This is a genomic window from Streptosporangium lutulentum, from assembly GCF_030811455.1.
GTDB classification, from domain to species: Bacteria; Actinomycetota; Actinomycetes; order Streptosporangiales; family Streptosporangiaceae; genus Streptosporangium; species Streptosporangium lutulentum.
Genome location: NZ_JAUSQU010000001.1, coordinates 5,367,111 through 5,382,057, shown reverse-complemented (window position 1 = coordinate 5,382,057; position 14,947 = coordinate 5,367,111). Strand labels below are relative to the sequence as shown.

13 protein-coding genes are annotated in these 14,947 nt (G+C 68.8%); 7 read left to right on the top strand and 6 right to left on the bottom strand.

What is annotated here, in order from left to right:
- The first annotated feature begins 28 nt into the window (after window positions 1-28).
- Entirely contained in the window at window positions 29-460 is a 432-nt protein-coding gene (locus tag J2853_RS23960) for a hypothetical protein (RefSeq protein ID WP_307561553.1), read from the top strand.
- Window positions 461-488: 28 nt separating this feature from the next.
- Here J2853_RS23960 and J2853_RS23955 read toward each other — a convergent pair whose 3' ends face one another.
- Window positions 489-989 carry a GNAT family N-acetyltransferase gene (locus J2853_RS23955; RefSeq protein WP_307561551.1) on the bottom strand — a complete coding sequence of 167 codons (501 nt, stop codon included), beginning with the start codon at window positions 987-989 and terminating at the stop codon, window positions 489-491.
- A gap of 480 nt (window positions 990-1,469) precedes the next feature.
- Between J2853_RS23955 and J2853_RS23950 the strand changes: the two genes are divergently transcribed.
- The gene (locus J2853_RS23950) at window positions 1,470-2,093 is read left to right on the top strand and encodes a ComEA family DNA-binding protein (protein WP_307561549.1); all 624 of its coding nucleotides are present in this window, start codon (window positions 1,470-1,472) and stop codon (window positions 2,091-2,093) included.
- Window positions 2,094-2,208: 115 nt separating this feature from the next.
- Window positions 2,209-4,590, top strand: a complete 2,382-nt coding sequence (locus J2853_RS23945) for a ComEC/Rec2 family competence protein (RefSeq protein ID WP_307561547.1) — start codon at window positions 2,209-2,211, stop codon at window positions 4,588-4,590.
- A gap of 339 nt (window positions 4,591-4,929) precedes the next feature.
- On the opposite strand, the gene J2853_RS23940 is transcribed toward J2853_RS23945, so the two are convergent.
- Complete coding sequence (locus J2853_RS23940) at window positions 4,930-5,907, bottom strand: leucine-rich repeat domain-containing protein (protein WP_307561545.1); 978 nt, start codon at window positions 5,905-5,907, stop codon at window positions 4,930-4,932.
- A 292-nt stretch (window positions 5,908-6,199) separates the two neighbouring features.
- The gene (locus J2853_RS23935) at window positions 6,200-6,352 is read right to left on the bottom strand and encodes a hypothetical protein (RefSeq protein ID WP_307561543.1); all 153 of its coding nucleotides are present in this window, start codon (window positions 6,350-6,352) and stop codon (window positions 6,200-6,202) included.
- A 110-nt stretch (window positions 6,353-6,462) separates the two neighbouring features.
- On the opposite strand from J2853_RS23935, the gene holA reads away from it, so the two are divergent.
- Complete coding sequence (gene holA / locus J2853_RS23930) at window positions 6,463-7,434, top strand: DNA polymerase III subunit delta (RefSeq protein ID WP_307561541.1); 972 nt, start codon at window positions 6,463-6,465, stop codon at window positions 7,432-7,434.
- Window positions 7,435-7,840: 406 nt separating this feature from the next.
- On the top strand, window positions 7,841-8,461 hold the full coding sequence (locus J2853_RS23925) for a GNAT family N-acetyltransferase (RefSeq protein WP_307561539.1): 621 nt from the start codon (window positions 7,841-7,843) through the stop codon (window positions 8,459-8,461).
- A gap of 141 nt (window positions 8,462-8,602) precedes the next feature.
- Here J2853_RS23925 and rpsT read toward each other — a convergent pair whose 3' ends face one another.
- A complete protein-coding gene (gene rpsT / locus J2853_RS23920) occupies window positions 8,603-8,875 on the bottom strand; it encodes a 30S ribosomal protein S20 (RefSeq protein WP_307561537.1) in 273 nt (90 codons plus the stop codon).
- Window positions 8,876-9,022: 147 nt separating this feature from the next.
- A complete protein-coding gene (locus tag J2853_RS23915; RefSeq protein ID WP_307561535.1) occupies window positions 9,023-9,667 on the bottom strand; it encodes a glycoside hydrolase family 18 protein in 645 nt (214 codons plus the stop codon).
- Between the two features lie 431 nt (window positions 9,668-10,098).
- Here J2853_RS23915 and lepA point away from each other — a divergent pair, with 431 nt between their 5' ends.
- Window positions 10,099-11,937, top strand: coding sequence for a translation elongation factor 4 (gene lepA / locus J2853_RS23910; protein ID WP_307561533.1), 1,839 nt, complete (start codon window positions 10,099-10,101; stop codon window positions 11,935-11,937).
- Between the two features lie 69 nt (window positions 11,938-12,006).
- Here lepA and J2853_RS23905 read toward each other — a convergent pair whose 3' ends face one another.
- Entirely contained in the window at window positions 12,007-13,302 is a 1,296-nt protein-coding gene (locus J2853_RS23905; RefSeq protein WP_307561531.1) for a glycoside hydrolase family 18 protein, read from the bottom strand.
- Window positions 13,303-14,253: 951 nt separating this feature from the next.
- Between J2853_RS23905 and J2853_RS23900 the strand changes: the two genes are divergently transcribed.
- Entirely contained in the window at window positions 14,254-14,886 is a 633-nt protein-coding gene (locus J2853_RS23900) for a hypothetical protein (RefSeq protein ID WP_307561529.1), read from the top strand.
- The last annotated feature ends 61 nt before the right edge of the window (window positions 14,887-14,947 follow it).

Below are 14,947 nucleotides of genomic sequence, written 5' to 3'. Positions count from 1 at the left end.
TTGAGGTCGGCGAGGTGAGACGGGCGGTATGAAGAAAAGACTGCGGATATTGCGCGTCGGTGACCGGGGATGCGCGTGGACGGCCAGGATCTGCCATGTGAAGGGCGAGGTCGACTGCCACAGGAGCATCCGCCTGCGCGTGTGGGGCGCCGGGAAGAACAGTCGGGCGTTGCAGGTGGATCTGGTGTCGAAGTACTGGCCCGCGCCGTGGGGGCCGTGCGCGACCGACGACTCCCACCCGACGTCGAGGGATGTGCGGGAGGTCGTCGAGTACGCGCTGGATCACGGTTGGGAGCCGGACGCGGTGGGCGGGACGTTCCTGCTGACCGAAAGCGAGCACGCCGCGGCATTCGAGCTCACCGACTTCCTGATCACCGATCGGATGCGGAACCCGGAGGCGCCGGATCCGAGCGCGCGGGTGATCCATGCGTACGAGCAACGGAGCGGTTCCGCCCGCTGAACCACAGCTCGGCGGTTCTGGGGTCGGTTCAGCGGGTCCCGCGGTAGCGGGTCATCGGTCCGAGCAGGCCGGGAACCACCTCGAACGGGGTCATGCCCAGCCGCTCGACGACCGCGACCGACGTGGCGTTGCCCGCGTCGACCTCGGCCAGCACCTCGGCCAGCCCGAGCGGGCCGAGGGCGTATTCCACCACGGCGCGGGCGGCCTCGGTGGCGTATCCCTTGCCCCACGCGCCGGGTTCGAGGCTGTAGAGGACCTCGATTCCGAGGTCCTCCAGCGGCCGGAGCCCGGCCGTGCCGACCAGATCGGTCCCGCCGGTCTCCCGGACCAGCCAGAGACCGTACCCGGCCGCGGCGAAGTCTCGCACGCTGTCCTCGACGGCCTCGGTGACCTCCGCGGGGGACGGCGTCGCCCCGTCGAACAGGAACTTCCGGACCTCGGGCGCGGTCCAGTGGGCCAGTAGCCAGGTCTGGTCCTGTGCGGTCACCGGGCGCAGGACCAGACGTTCCGTCGTCAGGAGGTGGTTCACGGTCGTCAGGCTACCGATCGGATCACCGGTGCCGCCCGGCTGCGGGTCCTGGCGGTGTTCCGAGCCGTCGACGCGGCTCGTCCACAGCTCTGCCGTCCGGCCGGTGGCTGTCCACAGAACCAGGTTCGGCCGGGGTTCGTTCGACGGCGTCGCCCTAGTGTCCTCGGCGTGCGGACCACAGGCGAGACCTCCGAGCGATTCCGGGCCGAGTCGCGGCTGCGAATGCTGACGGGGGCCGACCCCCTCGATGACGCGTCCGGCCCATCCGGTCCGCTCCGAGCGGGCTCGTCCCGGCTGAATGATTCCGGTCACTCCGACGGCCACAGGGGTCCGGCCGGCTCCGTCCGAGCATTCGGTACGGATGGTTTCGCCCGCTTCGACGGTCAGGCCGGGCCGAGGGGCACGCCTCCCGTTGACGGATTCTCCGCCCGCATGCGTTCCGCGCCGATTCCTCCCTCTTTTCACGCCCTCCGCAGGGTTGTGTCCACCCAGGGGGCCGCGCTCGGCCCCGGCGGTCCCGGGTTGCGTGTTCTCCTTCTCATCGCCCTGATCGCGGCCGTCATCGGCGGCATGTACGCCTGGCGGTCCCAGCCGGAGCCCGAGCCCCTGGCCCCGCCCGCGCCGCTCTCCGGATCTCCGCTCTCGGCGCCTGTCTCCGCCTCGCATCCGCAGTCCACGCCCGCTGTCGAGCTGACCGTTCATGTGACCGGCATGGTTCGCCGCCCCGGGGTGGTCACGCTGCCCGGCGGTTCCCGGGTCACCGATGCGATCCGAGCGGCCGGGGGCGTCCGCAAGGGCAAAGCCCTGGGGCCTCTCAACCTCGCACGCAAGGTCGTCGACGGCGAGCAGATCGTCGTCGGTTCCCCCGGCCCGGGCGTCGTGGCGGCGCCCGCCCCAGCCGACCCCGCCGCGACCGTCATCGACCTCAACACGGCCACCCCCGAACAGCTCGAACAGCTGCCGGGTGTCGGAGAGGTGCTCGCTCGCCGCATCGTCGAATACCGCGACGGCAACGGCGGCTTCCGCAGTGTCGAGCAGCTCCGCGAGGTCAGCGGCATAGGGGATCGAAAGTACGCCGAGATGAGAGAAAAGGTCCGCGTATGACTCGGCGTTCGTGTCCGTGGCAGGGGCGACCCGGGGCAGCGTGTTCGTCGGATTCACCCCGATCGTGGAGACGGTTCCGGGCAGTGGCTCCGTCTCATTCGCGTGGGCCGGAGCCATGACGCGATTCAGCGCGTCCGCCATGGTCCGTGACAGCGACGTCGCGAAGAAAGGCCGGCACGCACATGCCCTTCACCTGGTGCTGCCGGCGCTCGCCTCATGGGCAACCGCGCTGATCCTGCTGGGCTGCTCCGCCTCGGCCGGCGCGGTGGTGGCCGTGGTCGTGCTCGCGGGCATGCTCGCCGTGGTCGTCGTGATTCCCGCAGAGGGGATCGCGGGCTGGCGAAACGCGGTGGTGGCGGTGCTGGGATGCGCGGCGGCCGTGGCCGGGACGACTGCCTTCCGGGTGCACGCGGTCAGTACGGGACCGGTGGCCGAGCTGGTCGAGAGGCGATCCTCGGCGGTGATGGAGGCCGTGGTGACCGACGACCCCCGGGCGCTGCCACAGCACGGCGGGGTGTTTCGACGGGAGGGTTTCGTGGTTCCCGCGCGGATCGAATCGATCGGCGCGGGAGCGGACAGGGTGACGCTGCGAGCTCCGGTGGTGCTGCTCGCCTCGGGAGGGGAGTGGCGTCCGTTGCTGCCCAGCCAGCGGATCGCGCTCACCGGGCGGTTCGCCCCGGCCGATCCCGGCGAGCTGCTCGCCGGAACGGTGCTGGTCCGGGGGCCGCCACGGGTTCTGAGCGGGCCCTCGTGGATGCAGCGTGCGGCCGAGACGCTCCGATCGGGGTTGAGGGAGGCGGCCGGCGTGCTGCCACCGGATCAGCGAGGACTGCTGCCGGGACTGGTGGTCGGTGACGTGTCCCGTATGGACGAGCAGGTCAAAGCCGACTTCAAGGAAGCCGGGCTCAGCCATCTCACCGCCGTTTCCGGCGCCAATCTGGCGATCGTGGCCGGAGCCGCGGTCGCGATCGCCAGGACGGCGGGGCTCCCTCTCGCGGCCCGTGCGGTACTGGCGGCGCTGGCCATGCTCGCCTTCGCGGTGGTCGCCCGCCCATCGCCCAGCGTGCTCCGGGCACTTCTCATGGGCGGCGTCACCGCCGTGGCGCTCGGCACGGGCCGCGTGCGTGACGGCGTCGCAGCTCTGTCGGCGACCGTCCTCGGACTGATTTTCTTCGACCCGGCTCTTGCCCGGTCCTACGGTTTCGCTCTGTCGGTCTGCGCCACCGCGGGCATCCTGGTCCTCGCTCCCCGGTGGCGAGATCGCCTTTCGCGGCGAATGCCCCGATGGGCCGCCGAGGCGACCGCCGTGGCGGCGGCGGCCCAGGCCGCCGTCACCCCGGTGCTGGTCCTCATGTCGGGACAGCTCGCACCGGTGGCGATCCCCGCCAACCTGCTGGCGGGCCCCGCCGTCGCACCGGCCACCCTGCTCGGGGTCGTCGCGGCGCTGGTCGCACCCCTGCACATGGGGGCCGCCCAGCTGCTGGTCCGTCCGGCGGGCCTCGCTACCGGATGGATCATCGAGGTGGCGGAGCACGCCGCCGGACTCCCGCTGGCCGTGATCCCATGGCCGGGCGGTGTCACCGGGCTGATCGTGCTGGCCGTCGCCGTCCCGGTCGTGGTGCCGGCGCTGCGATATCGGTGGTCGCGCTGGATCCTTCTGGCCGTGGCGGGAGGAGCGGTCGCGGCCGTGGTCGTGGCCACGCCGATCGTGGCCCGCTGGCCACCCCGAGACTGGCTGCTGGTGATGTGCGACGTCGGCCAGGGAGACGCGTTACTGGTCGCGGCGGGGCCTGGCCGGGCCGTGGTGGTGGATACGGGGCCCGACCCGGTGCGGGTGGACCGGTGCCTGCGTTCCATGGGGGTCAGGGAGGTGCCGCTGGTCATCCTGACTCACCCGCATTTCGACCATGTCGGTGGGTTGGACGGGGTCTTCCGGGGGCGAGAGGTGGGGGCGGTGGTGGTGACTCCGCAGAGGGCCGAAGGTCGTGAGAGCGCCAGACTGAGCGACGAGCTGGCCCGTCGCCGGGTCGTCGAGTGGGCGGCCCGGCCGGGTGCGAGCTGGCGGTTGGGTCCCTCCGAGCTCACGATCCTCGGCCCGCCGGCGGAGATGTTCCCGCCGGGGGCGGGGGAGGGGGCGGCCGTCAACAACGCCAGCGTCGTGGTGCATGTGCGCTGGGCGGCCGGGGCGGCGCTGCTCAGCGGAGACGTCGAGACCGAGGCTCAGACCGCACTGCTACGGCGGGGCCTGCCGCCGGCCGAGATTTTCAAGGTCCCTCATCACGGATCCGGCAGACACGACCCGGCCTTCTTCGCGGCGTCCGGTGCTCGTGCGGCGCTGATCAGTGTTGGAGCGGACAACGACTACGGCCATCCAACCCCGGCGACCCTGGCCCAGCTGAACCGGCTCGGTGCTCGCGTCTACCGGACGGACCTGTCGGGAGACCTCGCCGTGGTGGCTCGCGACGGAGCCCTGGCCGTCATCTCCCGGGGGCGATAGTCGCCTCAGAGCCGAGTCTTGTCACGCCCGGTGTCCTCCTTTGCCTGTGAGGGAGAGCCGATCGTCAACGACTCGCACCGGGGGTGTCACGGGTCGTTTCGCATCGGGGGTGTCATGGGTTGTTTCGCACCGGGGGTGTCACGGGCCGTTTCGCATCGGGGGTGTCGTGGGCTGTTTCGTACCGGGGATGTCACGGGTCGCTTTGCGGCTGGAGCGTCACCGGTCGTCTTGTGCCGAGGCGCCACGGGGCAGGGAGACCGGTCGCGTCGGTGGCCGAGAGACGAATACCGAACCGTTCGGGACGTCGTCGCGGCAAGACGTCGCTACGGCGGGGCCGCGTTACAGCAGCACCGCACACCCTCGATGGCGAAGTGTCGTGATCCAGTCGGGGAGCCGCTCCAGCTTGGTCCATCGCAGGTCGAGTTTTTCCAGCCGGGGCAGGGCGCCGAGGTTGTCGGGCAGTTCGCGCAGGTGGCTGGCGCGCAGGTCGAGGTGGACGAGGTGAGCCAGCCCCCCGACCGCCTCGGGCAGCTCTCGCAGGGGGTTGTTGCGCAGATCGAGGTGGCGTAATTGATTCAGCTCACCGATGGCGCCGGGCAGGGCGGTGAGCTGGTTGTTCATCAGGTGCAGTTCGCGCAGCCGGGACAGCCGGCCGATCGTGTCGGGCAGGGTGGCGAGGCGGTTGTTGTACAGGCGCAGTTCGCGCAGCGCTGTCATCTCGCCGATCGCCTGGGGCAAGGTGGTGAGCCGGTTGTCGGTGAGGTTGAGGTAGTCGAGCCGGTTCAGCCGGCCCAGTGACGCGGGTACCGAGGTGAAACCGTTGTCGCTGAGATAGAGGTAGTCGGTGAGGTTCGGAAGGTCGCCGATCGTCTCGGGCACGTGGCGGAGCCGGTTGTGGCCGAGGTCGAGCATGCGCAGTTCGACCAGGTCGCCGATGGTGCGGGGGATCTCGGTGAGCTCGTTCTCGGCGAGATTGAGTGAGTGCAGGCCCTTCAGGCGCCAGAGCGTGTCAGGTACCGAGGCAAGGCGGTTGCCGCCGAGGCTGAGATGCCGCAGCGCGGGCGCGTGGCCGAGCGCGGTGGGGATGTCGGTGAGCCGGTTGCCGTAGACCAGAAGGGTGTTCAGCAGCGGCAGCGCGGCGATGTCGGCGGGCAGACGGGTCAGCGCGTTGCCGTCGAGATCGATGTGGCGCAACGAGGTCATCTCGCCGATGGAGGCCGGCAGTTCGATCAGCCCGGCGCGGGGTGCGACCAAGGCGGTCACCGTGCCGTCAACGACGCGCAGGGCACCGTCCGGCAACTGCGCAAGCTCTGTCACGGCAACCGACCCTACTGGCCGGTGAGGGCATCGGAGGACCACGGTCCGGGAGCGGGCTCAGGTGGGGGAGCGGACTCGTCGCGGGCCGGGGGATTCGATCCGGCGCTCGGCCTGGGGTCTTCGTCGGGAGAAGCCACGGGCAAGCCCGCTCGGACGTCCGTCGATTGGTCCCGCGCTCGCTCTCCCGGCCTATCACGGTCGCGCTCGCTCACCTGGCCTATCACGGCCGCGCTGCCCCTGCGCTGATCTCGCGGGAGGGATCGGCGGACGGGGCGGGGCGTGGGGTGGGGGCCTAGCGCGAGATCTTGGCCGGGCGGAACTCGGTGTTCACGTCGGCGGCGTAGACCGAGCGGCTGCAGGGTGCGCAGCGGTACATGATGGGACCCTCGTCGAGGGTCGTCCCGCAGCGCGGACAGGCGTGGCGGCAGGTAGTGGACTTCGTCATGGTTTTCACCTCCGGTGTCAGTGACAAGACTGCCTCCCGTCGCCTGCATTCCGATTGCGAACGACTTGCCGGTTGGGATCCGGCCGCTGACACGTGGCATGCTGCTCGACATGGCGGCTATCGATCCAGCACCCGTGATCCTGGTTCTCGGCGATGAGGAGTTGCTCGCCGACCGCGCGGTGAGCGAGGTGATCGCGGGGGTCAAGGCGGCGGACCCGACTGCCGAGGTGCACGACCTGCCCGGTGCGAAGCTGGAGCGCGGAGAGCTCACCCGGATGACGTCGCCTTCGTTGTTCGGCGACAGGTCGGTGGTGGCCATCCGTTCGGCCCAGGATCTCGTCAAGGACGTCATCGCCGAGATCGTCTCCTACGCGGCCCACCCGTCGGAGGAGACGGTGCTGGTTCTCGTCCATCCGGGAGGGGTCAAGGGAAAGGCCCTGGTCGACGGGGTCAAAAAGGCCGGTGCGCGGGTGGTCACCGTCACCAAGCTGACCAAGCCGGCCGAGCGGCTCGCGTTCGTCAAGGCCGAGGTGAAGCGGGCCGGGCGGACGATCGGCGGTGACGCCGCCGTGGCACTGCTCGACGCCGTGGGAAACGATCTGCGAGAGCTCGCCGCCGCGTGCAGCCAGCTCGCCTTCGACACGCCGGGCAAGACGATCGACGAGGCCGCCGTGGCTCGTTATCACCGGGGCCGGGCAGAGGTCAGCGGGTTCACCGTGGCCGACTCAGCCGTGGAGGGACGTCTGAGCGAGGCCCTGGAGCAGTTGCGCTGGGCGCTGGGTACGGGAACGGCTCCGGTCCTGCTGGTGAGCGCGCTCGCAGGCGGACTGCGGTCGCTGGCGAAGGTGGGTGACGCTCCGCGCAATCTCCGGGGTGGCCAGCTCGCCAGCCACCTCGGCATGCCGCCCTGGAAGGTCGATCGGGTCCAGCGGCAGTTGAACGGCTGGGGTCCGGACGGTCTTGCCCGTGCGATCCAGGCCGCCGCCGTCGCCGACGAACAGGTCAAGGGCGGCGGCGCCGACCCGGCCTACGCGCTGGAGCACATGATCCAGACCGTCGTCGCCAACCGTAACGGCCGCTAGCGCCGCTGGATGAGGACGGGGACCGGGTTCGACGGTCATTGGAAGCGGGGGGACACGGCTTCCTCGCCGGTCGCGATGAGACGGCCGGCCGGTGGAGCCGGAGAGATCATCCCAGGAACGGCCTCCCGGCCGTGACCGGCTTTCGGGACCTTCGGGGACAGGCTTCCGTGACGGGCTTTCGGGACCTTCTGTGACGGGCTTCTGTGACGGGCTTTCGGGACCTTCTGTGACGGGCTTCTGTGACGGGCTTCCGTGACGGGCGCGGGGGCCGGTGTCCGGCCTCCGGCCGGGACGGAGCCCGTTCGTGGACGTGGAGGCCGTTCATCGAACACGCGCGAGCGAGCCGGTAGGGGTCCTGGTCAAAAATGCGTGGTGCGGGCGGGCGGCGCCTCTTACGCTCGCAGCCATGACAGCGGACCAGACGCCCGGCGCTTCAGGAAAACCCTCCGGTACCACCGAACTGCTGATCCGGTGGGAGACGGTCAGTGACCATCAGGACGTTCGCGGACTTCACGCGCGTGCCTTCGAAGGAAATCCACGGGTTCCCGACCTCGTGGACGCGCTCCGCGCCGCGGACGCGCCCTTGCCACCGATGTCCTTCGTCGCCACGCTCGGCGACCAGGTCGTCGGTCACGTCCTGCTGAGCGCGAGCCGGCTCGACGCCCCGTCCCGGATCGTGGACATCCTTGTTCTCTCGCCCCTGGGAGTGCTCCCAGAGTTCCAGCGCAGAGGTGTCGGTACCCGGCTGGTCGAGCACGCCCTGGCCGCGGCCGACCAGCGAGGAGCGCCGCTGGTCTTCCTTGAGGGCTCACCGCACTACTACGGCGAGCGTGGTTTCGAGCGTGCCGACGCGGTGGGTTTCCGCTCGCCGTCGCTGCGCATTCCGGCCCCCGCGTTCCAGGTCGCCCGGTTGTCCGCCCACGAGCCGTGGATGACCGGCACCCTCGTGTACTCCGAGCCTTTCTGGGCGCTGGACTGCGTCGGGCTGCGTGATTCCGCCGCCGGAGCCCCCGAGCCCGCGAAGTGATCGGCGCGGGATCCGGCCACGGTCATCCGGCCACGGTCATCCGTAAAAGGTCCGGCTCCGTCGTCCGTGCGGCCTTGCCTGCGTTGTGGAATGCCGAAACGCCGCACCCCTGTGGGATGCGGCGTCCGCGGGAACCCGGTGTTACTTGGCGGCCGACAGTTCGGCGATGCGCTGGGCGATCGCCGACTTGCGGTTGGCAGCCTGGTTTTTGTGGATGACGCCCTTGCTGGCGGCCTTGTCCAGCTGGCGAGAGGCGGCGCGCATCAGCACAACGGCCTCGTCGGCGTTGCCCTGGTCGGCGGCCTCGCGGAACTTACGGACAGCCGTCTTGAGAGACGACTTGACAGCCTTGTTACGCAGCCGGGCCTTCTCGTTCTGCCGGTTGCGCTTGATCTGGGACTTGATGTTCGCCACGAAGAAGCCTCGGTGAATGTCGTTGGATGGGGCGCGCGGGCAGAGAGGGCGCGCCACACGCAGTTGATTAGGCTACCAACAGCACAGGTCGTCGCTCAAATCGACAACCTGGGCAGAGGGATGCCTGATCAGCTTACCGTGCGGCCGTCATGGGTGTAACCAGAATCGGTCGTACTCCTCCCAATCTTCCTCGGTGGCAGCGAAGTCGACGTAGAGCGCCAGTCCGAATCGCTCACGCGGCACGCCGTGGGAGGTCAGCGCGAGCCGTGCGCCCTGGGCCGCGCCCGCGACGCTCTCCGACTCGTCGACCCACGAGAAGCTGTGATCGTGGTAGGCGGGGGCGCCGATCAGCACGGTCTTCTCCTCGGGGACGAGCTCCAGCGCCATCGTGCCCTGCCGTACGACATAACCGCCGTAGGTGCCCTTGAAGGGGAGGTAGGTGTCGTAGGTCATGATCGCCACCTGGTCGGTGAGGGCCGCGACCTGGCGGAAGTAGTCGGGTGACCAGTACTTGTCGCGGCCGATGACGGCGCGGACGGCGGAACGGGTGAGGGGGAACGGCTCGATCTGCGGGGTCGAGGTGGAGAGCAGGGCGTTGCCGATGATCGCGCGGGTCTTGGTCAGCAGGTCGAGGAAGTCGGTGTCCCCGCTGCCGATCGGTTCGAAGTTGTAGTGCACGCCGTCGAAGCCGAGCGTCATGATCGTGCGTACGCCGTCCAGAACGCGCTGCCTGGCGGCCGGATCGTCGAGGTTCAGGGTGCCGTCGACCTTCTGGCCGAGCCAGGGCGACACCCGGATGTTGGGCAGCTCGGCGCGCCACCATTTCAGGAAATTCGCGGCATTTGGGTAAAGGGAGGTGGGTAGCGATCCATCTGCGTTAAATGGTCCTGAATGTACGTATACATCACTAATACCTGTCTTTCGGAGTCGTGTAGCCAGTTTCTTCACGTCGTCGAGAGTTCTGCGACCGTCGACCCACGCGTGGCCGAGCCACAGGGCGTCGTGACCGGTCGTCTTCGCCCACGAGGCGGGTGTCCCGGTAAACTGGAGGGAGAGGGTGGCCGTGGCCACCCCTGGCAACACAAGGAGCAGGGCCGCCACCGTCACGAGAAACCGCAGGCCGCGCCGTGCTCTGGTCCGGGCAATCACCCGGACATGTCACCATGGAAGACGGCTGGTATGCCAGCCGTCGATCGTCATCAATCCCGTCGAAACGGACACCGGTGCGCATTCAGCCTGGCCAGACCGATCCCGCGGTGATCCGCAACTTCTGCATCATTGCGCATATCGACCACGGTAAGTCCACGCTCGCCGACCGCATGCTGCAGATCACCGGCGTCGTCGACGACCGTTCCATGCGTGCTCAGTATCTCGATCGGATGGACATCGAGCGCGAGCGCGGCATCACCATCAAGTCGCAGGCGGTCCGGTTGCCGTGGAAGGTCGACGAGACCGACTACGTGCTCAACATGATCGATACTCCCGGGCACGTCGACTTCACCTACGAGGTGTCCCGGTCCCTCCAGGCGTGCGAGGGGGCGATCCTGCTGGTCGACGCGGCCCAGGGGATCGAGGCGCAGACGCTGGCCAACCTCTATCTGGCCATGAACAACGACATGACGATCATCCCGGTGCTCAACAAGATCGACCTGCCTGCCGCCCAGCCCGAGAAGTACGCGGCGGAGATCGCCCACCTCATCGGCTGCGAGCCGGAGGACGTGCTGAAGGTCTCCGGCAAGACGGGGGTCGGCGTCAAGGAGCTCCTGGACCACGTCGTCAAGAGCGTTCCGGCTCCGATCGGCGAGGCCGACTCCCCGGCCCGTGCGCTGATCTTCGACTCCGTCTACGACACCTACCGCGGTGTGATCACCTACGTCCGGGTCGTCGACGGGCATCTGGGCAAGCGCGAGCGCATCCTGATGATGTCGTCCGGCGTGACCCACGAGACCCTGGAGATCGGGGTCATCTCACCCGAGCCGAAGATCGCGGACAAGGGTCTGGGCGTCGGCGAGGTGGGCTATCTGATCACCGGCGTGAAGGACGTCCGCCAGTCGAGGGTCGGTGACACGGTCACCTCCGGTACGAGGCCGGCCGGTGAGCCGCTCGCCGGATACGACCACCCCAAGCCCATGGTGTTCTCGGGCCTCTACCCGATCGACGGTGACGACTACCCCGAGCTCCGCGAGGCCCTGGACAAGCTCCAGCTCAACGACGCGGCCCTGGTCTACGAGCCGGAGACCTCCGCGGCCCTCGGGTTCGGCTTCCGCTGCGGCTTCCTCGGCCTGCTTCACATGGAGATCGTCCGTGAGCGGCTGGAGCGCGAGTTCAACCTCGCGCTCATCTCCACCGCGCCCAACGTGATCTATCGAGTAATCATGGAGGACGGCAAGGAGATCGTCGTCACCAACCCCTCGGAGTTCCCCTCGGGCAAGGTCGACAAGGTCTTCGAGCCGATGGTGAAGACGACCGTGCTGATCCCGTCGGAGTTCATCGGCACCATCATGGAGCTCTGCCAGAACCGCAGAGGCAACCTGATGGGCATGGACTATCTGTCGGAGGATCGCGTCGAGATCCGCTACACCATGCCGCTCGGCGAGATCATCTTCGACTTCTTCGACCAGCTCAAGTCCCGTACGCGCGGCTACGCCTCGCTGGACTACGAGCCCACGGGCGAGCAGGAGGCCGACCTGGTCAAGGTCGACATCCTGCTCCAGGGCGAGGCCGTGGACGCCTTCAGCGCCATCGTCCACCGTGAGAAGTCCTACGCCTACGGCGTCGAGATGGCCAAGAAGCTCCGCGAGCTGATCCCCAGGCAGCAGTTCGAGGTGCCGATCCAGGCCGCCATCGGCGCCCGGGTCATCGCCCGTGAGAACATCCGCGCCATCCGCAAGGACGTCCTCGCCAAGTGCTACGGCGGCGACATCTCGCGAAAGCGCAAGCTGCTGGAGAAGCAGAAGGAGGGCAAGAAGCGGATGAAGATGGTCGGCCGGGTGGAGGTCCCCCAGGAGGCCTTCGTCGCCGCGCTGTCCACCGAGTCCTCCACCGACAAGTCCAAGAAGTAACCGGAACATGCGGACGGGGCAGCAGGTCGACCCAAGACCTGCTGCCCCGTCCGGGTATGAGGGGCCGGGTCAGCGCAGGACGCTGTAGAGCGCCGAGGTGAGCGAGGCCTTGGCGTCGTCCTGGTCGATGGACCACATCATGGAGCCGCCGAGGCCCTTCAGGCGGATGTAGGCCGCCTTCTGGAGCACCGTGGCGGGGTCGTCGTAGGACCAGAACTCATTGCCGTCGTAGATCGACACGGTGCCGGTCAGCAGGTCGCGGTAGCGCTTGCCGGGCTTTTTCACCAGGTCCTTGTAGTCGTTGCTGCCGGGGGCCCAGACGCCCGGCGCGGGGCCGGTGGCGGTGCCGTAGAGGCCGTTGCGGCCACCGGTGACGCCGGTCCAGCCCTGGCCGTAGGCCGGGATGCCGACCACGATCTTCTTGGCCGGGGCGCCGCGGGTCAGATAGTCGCGGACGGTCTGGTCCACGCTGTACTTCACCGGGTTGGGGTCGCGCCGGTCGGTGAACAGGTTGCCGTTGTGGCCGGTGATCGTCTCCCACGAACCACGCAGGTCATAGCCCTGGACGGTGGCGAAGGTGAGATTCTTGAAGACGTCGCGGACCTCGAAGCCCGCGTCGATCTTCGCCGCGGCGGCGGGCAGGAAGGCGGTCAGCTCGGTCCGCCGGTTGAACTCGTTCATCTGGCGGCGCAGCTCGGCGACGAACAGGGTGAAGTTCCGCTTGTCCTCGGGACGGATGACGTTGCCGACCTCGCCGGAGGAACCGGGCCACTCCCAGTCGAGGTCGATGCCGTCGAAGACACCCGCGCCGGCGCCGGGTGCGCTACCGGGCAGGTTGCCCTTGAGCCACAGGTCCACGCAGGAGGAGGCCAGCCTGGCGCGTCCCTCGGGGGTCAGCACCGCGTCGGAGAAGTATTTCGAGCCGGTCCAGCCACCGAGGGAGATCAGCGTTTTGAGGCCGGGGTGCTTGGCCTTGAGCTTCTTCAGCTGGTTGAGGTTGCCGTTCAGGGCCTGCCCGGCGGCGTCGGCGACGCCGTCGACGCTCTGCTCGGCGGGCACCGGGCGCTGCCAGTCCGCCCACGGGTCGGCCGAGTAGCAGTCACCGTCGCTGTTGACGAATCCGAAGGCGTAGTTGACATGGGTCAGCTTGGCGGCCGCGCCGCTGGTGTCCATGTCCTTGACGTGATAATTGCGGCCGTAGACGCCCCACTGGATGAAATAGGCGACCCGCTTGAAGCGGTCGCTGTGGTCCAGGCTGCTCTGGGCCTGACTCTGGGTTTCGGCCTGGGCCGGGACCTGCACGGCCATCGCCGCGAGACCTGCGGCGAGAGTGGCCGCGATCATGTTTCGGAGGAGTCTCTGCACGGGCTTCTCCACTGCTTGGAGTAGTAACTTATAGGAAACTTTCCTTTAAGTTTTCCCGGATCGTAGACCTGGGCGATCTACGCGTCAACGGTCTGCAGGAATTTGCCGCCTAGCCGACCCATTACTTCGATACCTTCATGGAATATGGAGCAGGCTTTCTGCAACCGCTGCGGCACAAAGCTGGACGGGCTGCCGCAATGCCCCCGATGCGGGACCCCCGCCCACGAGCCACCGTCGTCCACGGAGCCCGAGCCGGCAGACCGGCAGGAGTCTCCTCGGCCTGCCTGGGAACAGGATCCTCCCGTTCCGCAACAACCCCCGCCACCTGCCTGGGGGCAGGATCCTTCGGTCCCGCGGCACTCCTCGCCGCCCGGTTGGGGGCAGGACGCGTCGATTCCGCAGTCTCCGCCGCCTGCCTGGGGGCAGGCTCCTTCGGCTCCGCAGCGTCCCTCGCCGCCTGTCTGGGGGCAGGACCCTCCTGCTTCGCGGCACTCCTCGCCGTTCGATCGGGGGCAGGACGCTTCCGTTCCGCAGTCTCCGCCGCCTGCCAGGGGGCAGGACGCCTCGGCTCCACAACATCCCTCGCCGCCCGGCTGGGGGCAGGACGCCTCGGCTCCGCAGCATCCCTCGCCGCCTGCCTGGGGGCAGGACGCCTCGGCTCCGCAGCACCCCTCACCGTCAGGCTGGCAGCAGAATCCTTCGGACTGGCAGCAGCACTCGCAGGCCCTGCGGCCCGAATCTCCGGCCGGACACCGGAATCCGTCGCGCGACGCCGCCGGTCGGCAGCCCCCGCAGCACGATCCCTCCGGCCGGGAGCAGGCCCCGCAGGCGTGGGAGCAAGGACCTCCGCCGCCCACCTGGCAGGAGTCCCAGCCGGGTAACTGGGCTCCGCCGCCCCAGCCGGAATGGGGCGAGGGCGAGCGGCCCGAAAGGGGACGCAAGACGGGGCTCGTGGCCGCGGCGGTGCTGGTGGTGATGATCGCCGCCGGGATCGCGTGGTTCGTCGCGCGAGACGACCCGAGTTCGGTGGTGGGCGTCGAAACGGCGGCGACCGGCACCTCCGGGCAGGAGTCCGAGGCCGGAACGCCTCAGGAGGCCGAAGACCCCTCGACCAGCACCTCCCCCGAGACCGAGCAGCAGGCTGAGAAGCAGGCCGAGGTGCTGAACGCTCTGCTCACCGACAGCGGAGGCTCCAGATCAGGTCTCGGGCCGGCTCTCAATCAGCTTCGCTCGTGCACCGACACCGCCCCGGCCCTTGAGACGGTCCGCCGGGTCACCGACGCCCGCCGCGAGCAGGTGGTCCAGGTCAAGGCACTGGACACCGGCACGCTCGACGGCGGAGACGCCGTCAAGGAGCGCCTGACAGAGGCGCTGACCGCCTCGTTCAACGCGGACGAGGCGTTCCTCGCCTGGGCGACGCGCCAGAACACCGACTGCGACAAGGCGTGGAGCGGTGACAAGGACTACCAGCGCGGTCTCACCTTCTCCAATGAGGCGACGACCGCCAAGCGGAATTTTCTGGAGCTGTGGAATCCCCTTGCCCAGCGTTACAAACTGCCCAAGCGAACCGAACACGAGATCTGAGGTACTCAAGAGCACCTGAGGCACACGGGAGGCCGGAATGCCGGGGCCGGTGAGCGCCCGT

Coding starts and splice junctions, on each gene's coding strand:
- J2853_RS23935 (WP_307561543.1), bottom strand. CDS start 6,352: ATGACGAAGTCCACTACCTGCCGCCACGCCTGTCCGCGCTGCGGGACG.
- holA (WP_307561541.1), top strand. CDS start 6,463: ATGGCGGCTATCGATCCAGCACCCGTGATCCTGGTTCTCGGCGATGAG.
- J2853_RS23945 (WP_307561547.1), top strand. CDS start 2,209: ATGACGCGATTCAGCGCGTCCGCCATGGTCCGTGACAGCGACGTCGCG.
- J2853_RS23925 (WP_307561539.1), top strand. CDS start 7,841: ATGACAGCGGACCAGACGCCCGGCGCTTCAGGAAAACCCTCCGGTACC.
- J2853_RS23960 (WP_307561553.1), top strand. CDS start 29: ATGAAGAAAAGACTGCGGATATTGCGCGTCGGTGACCGGGGATGCGCG.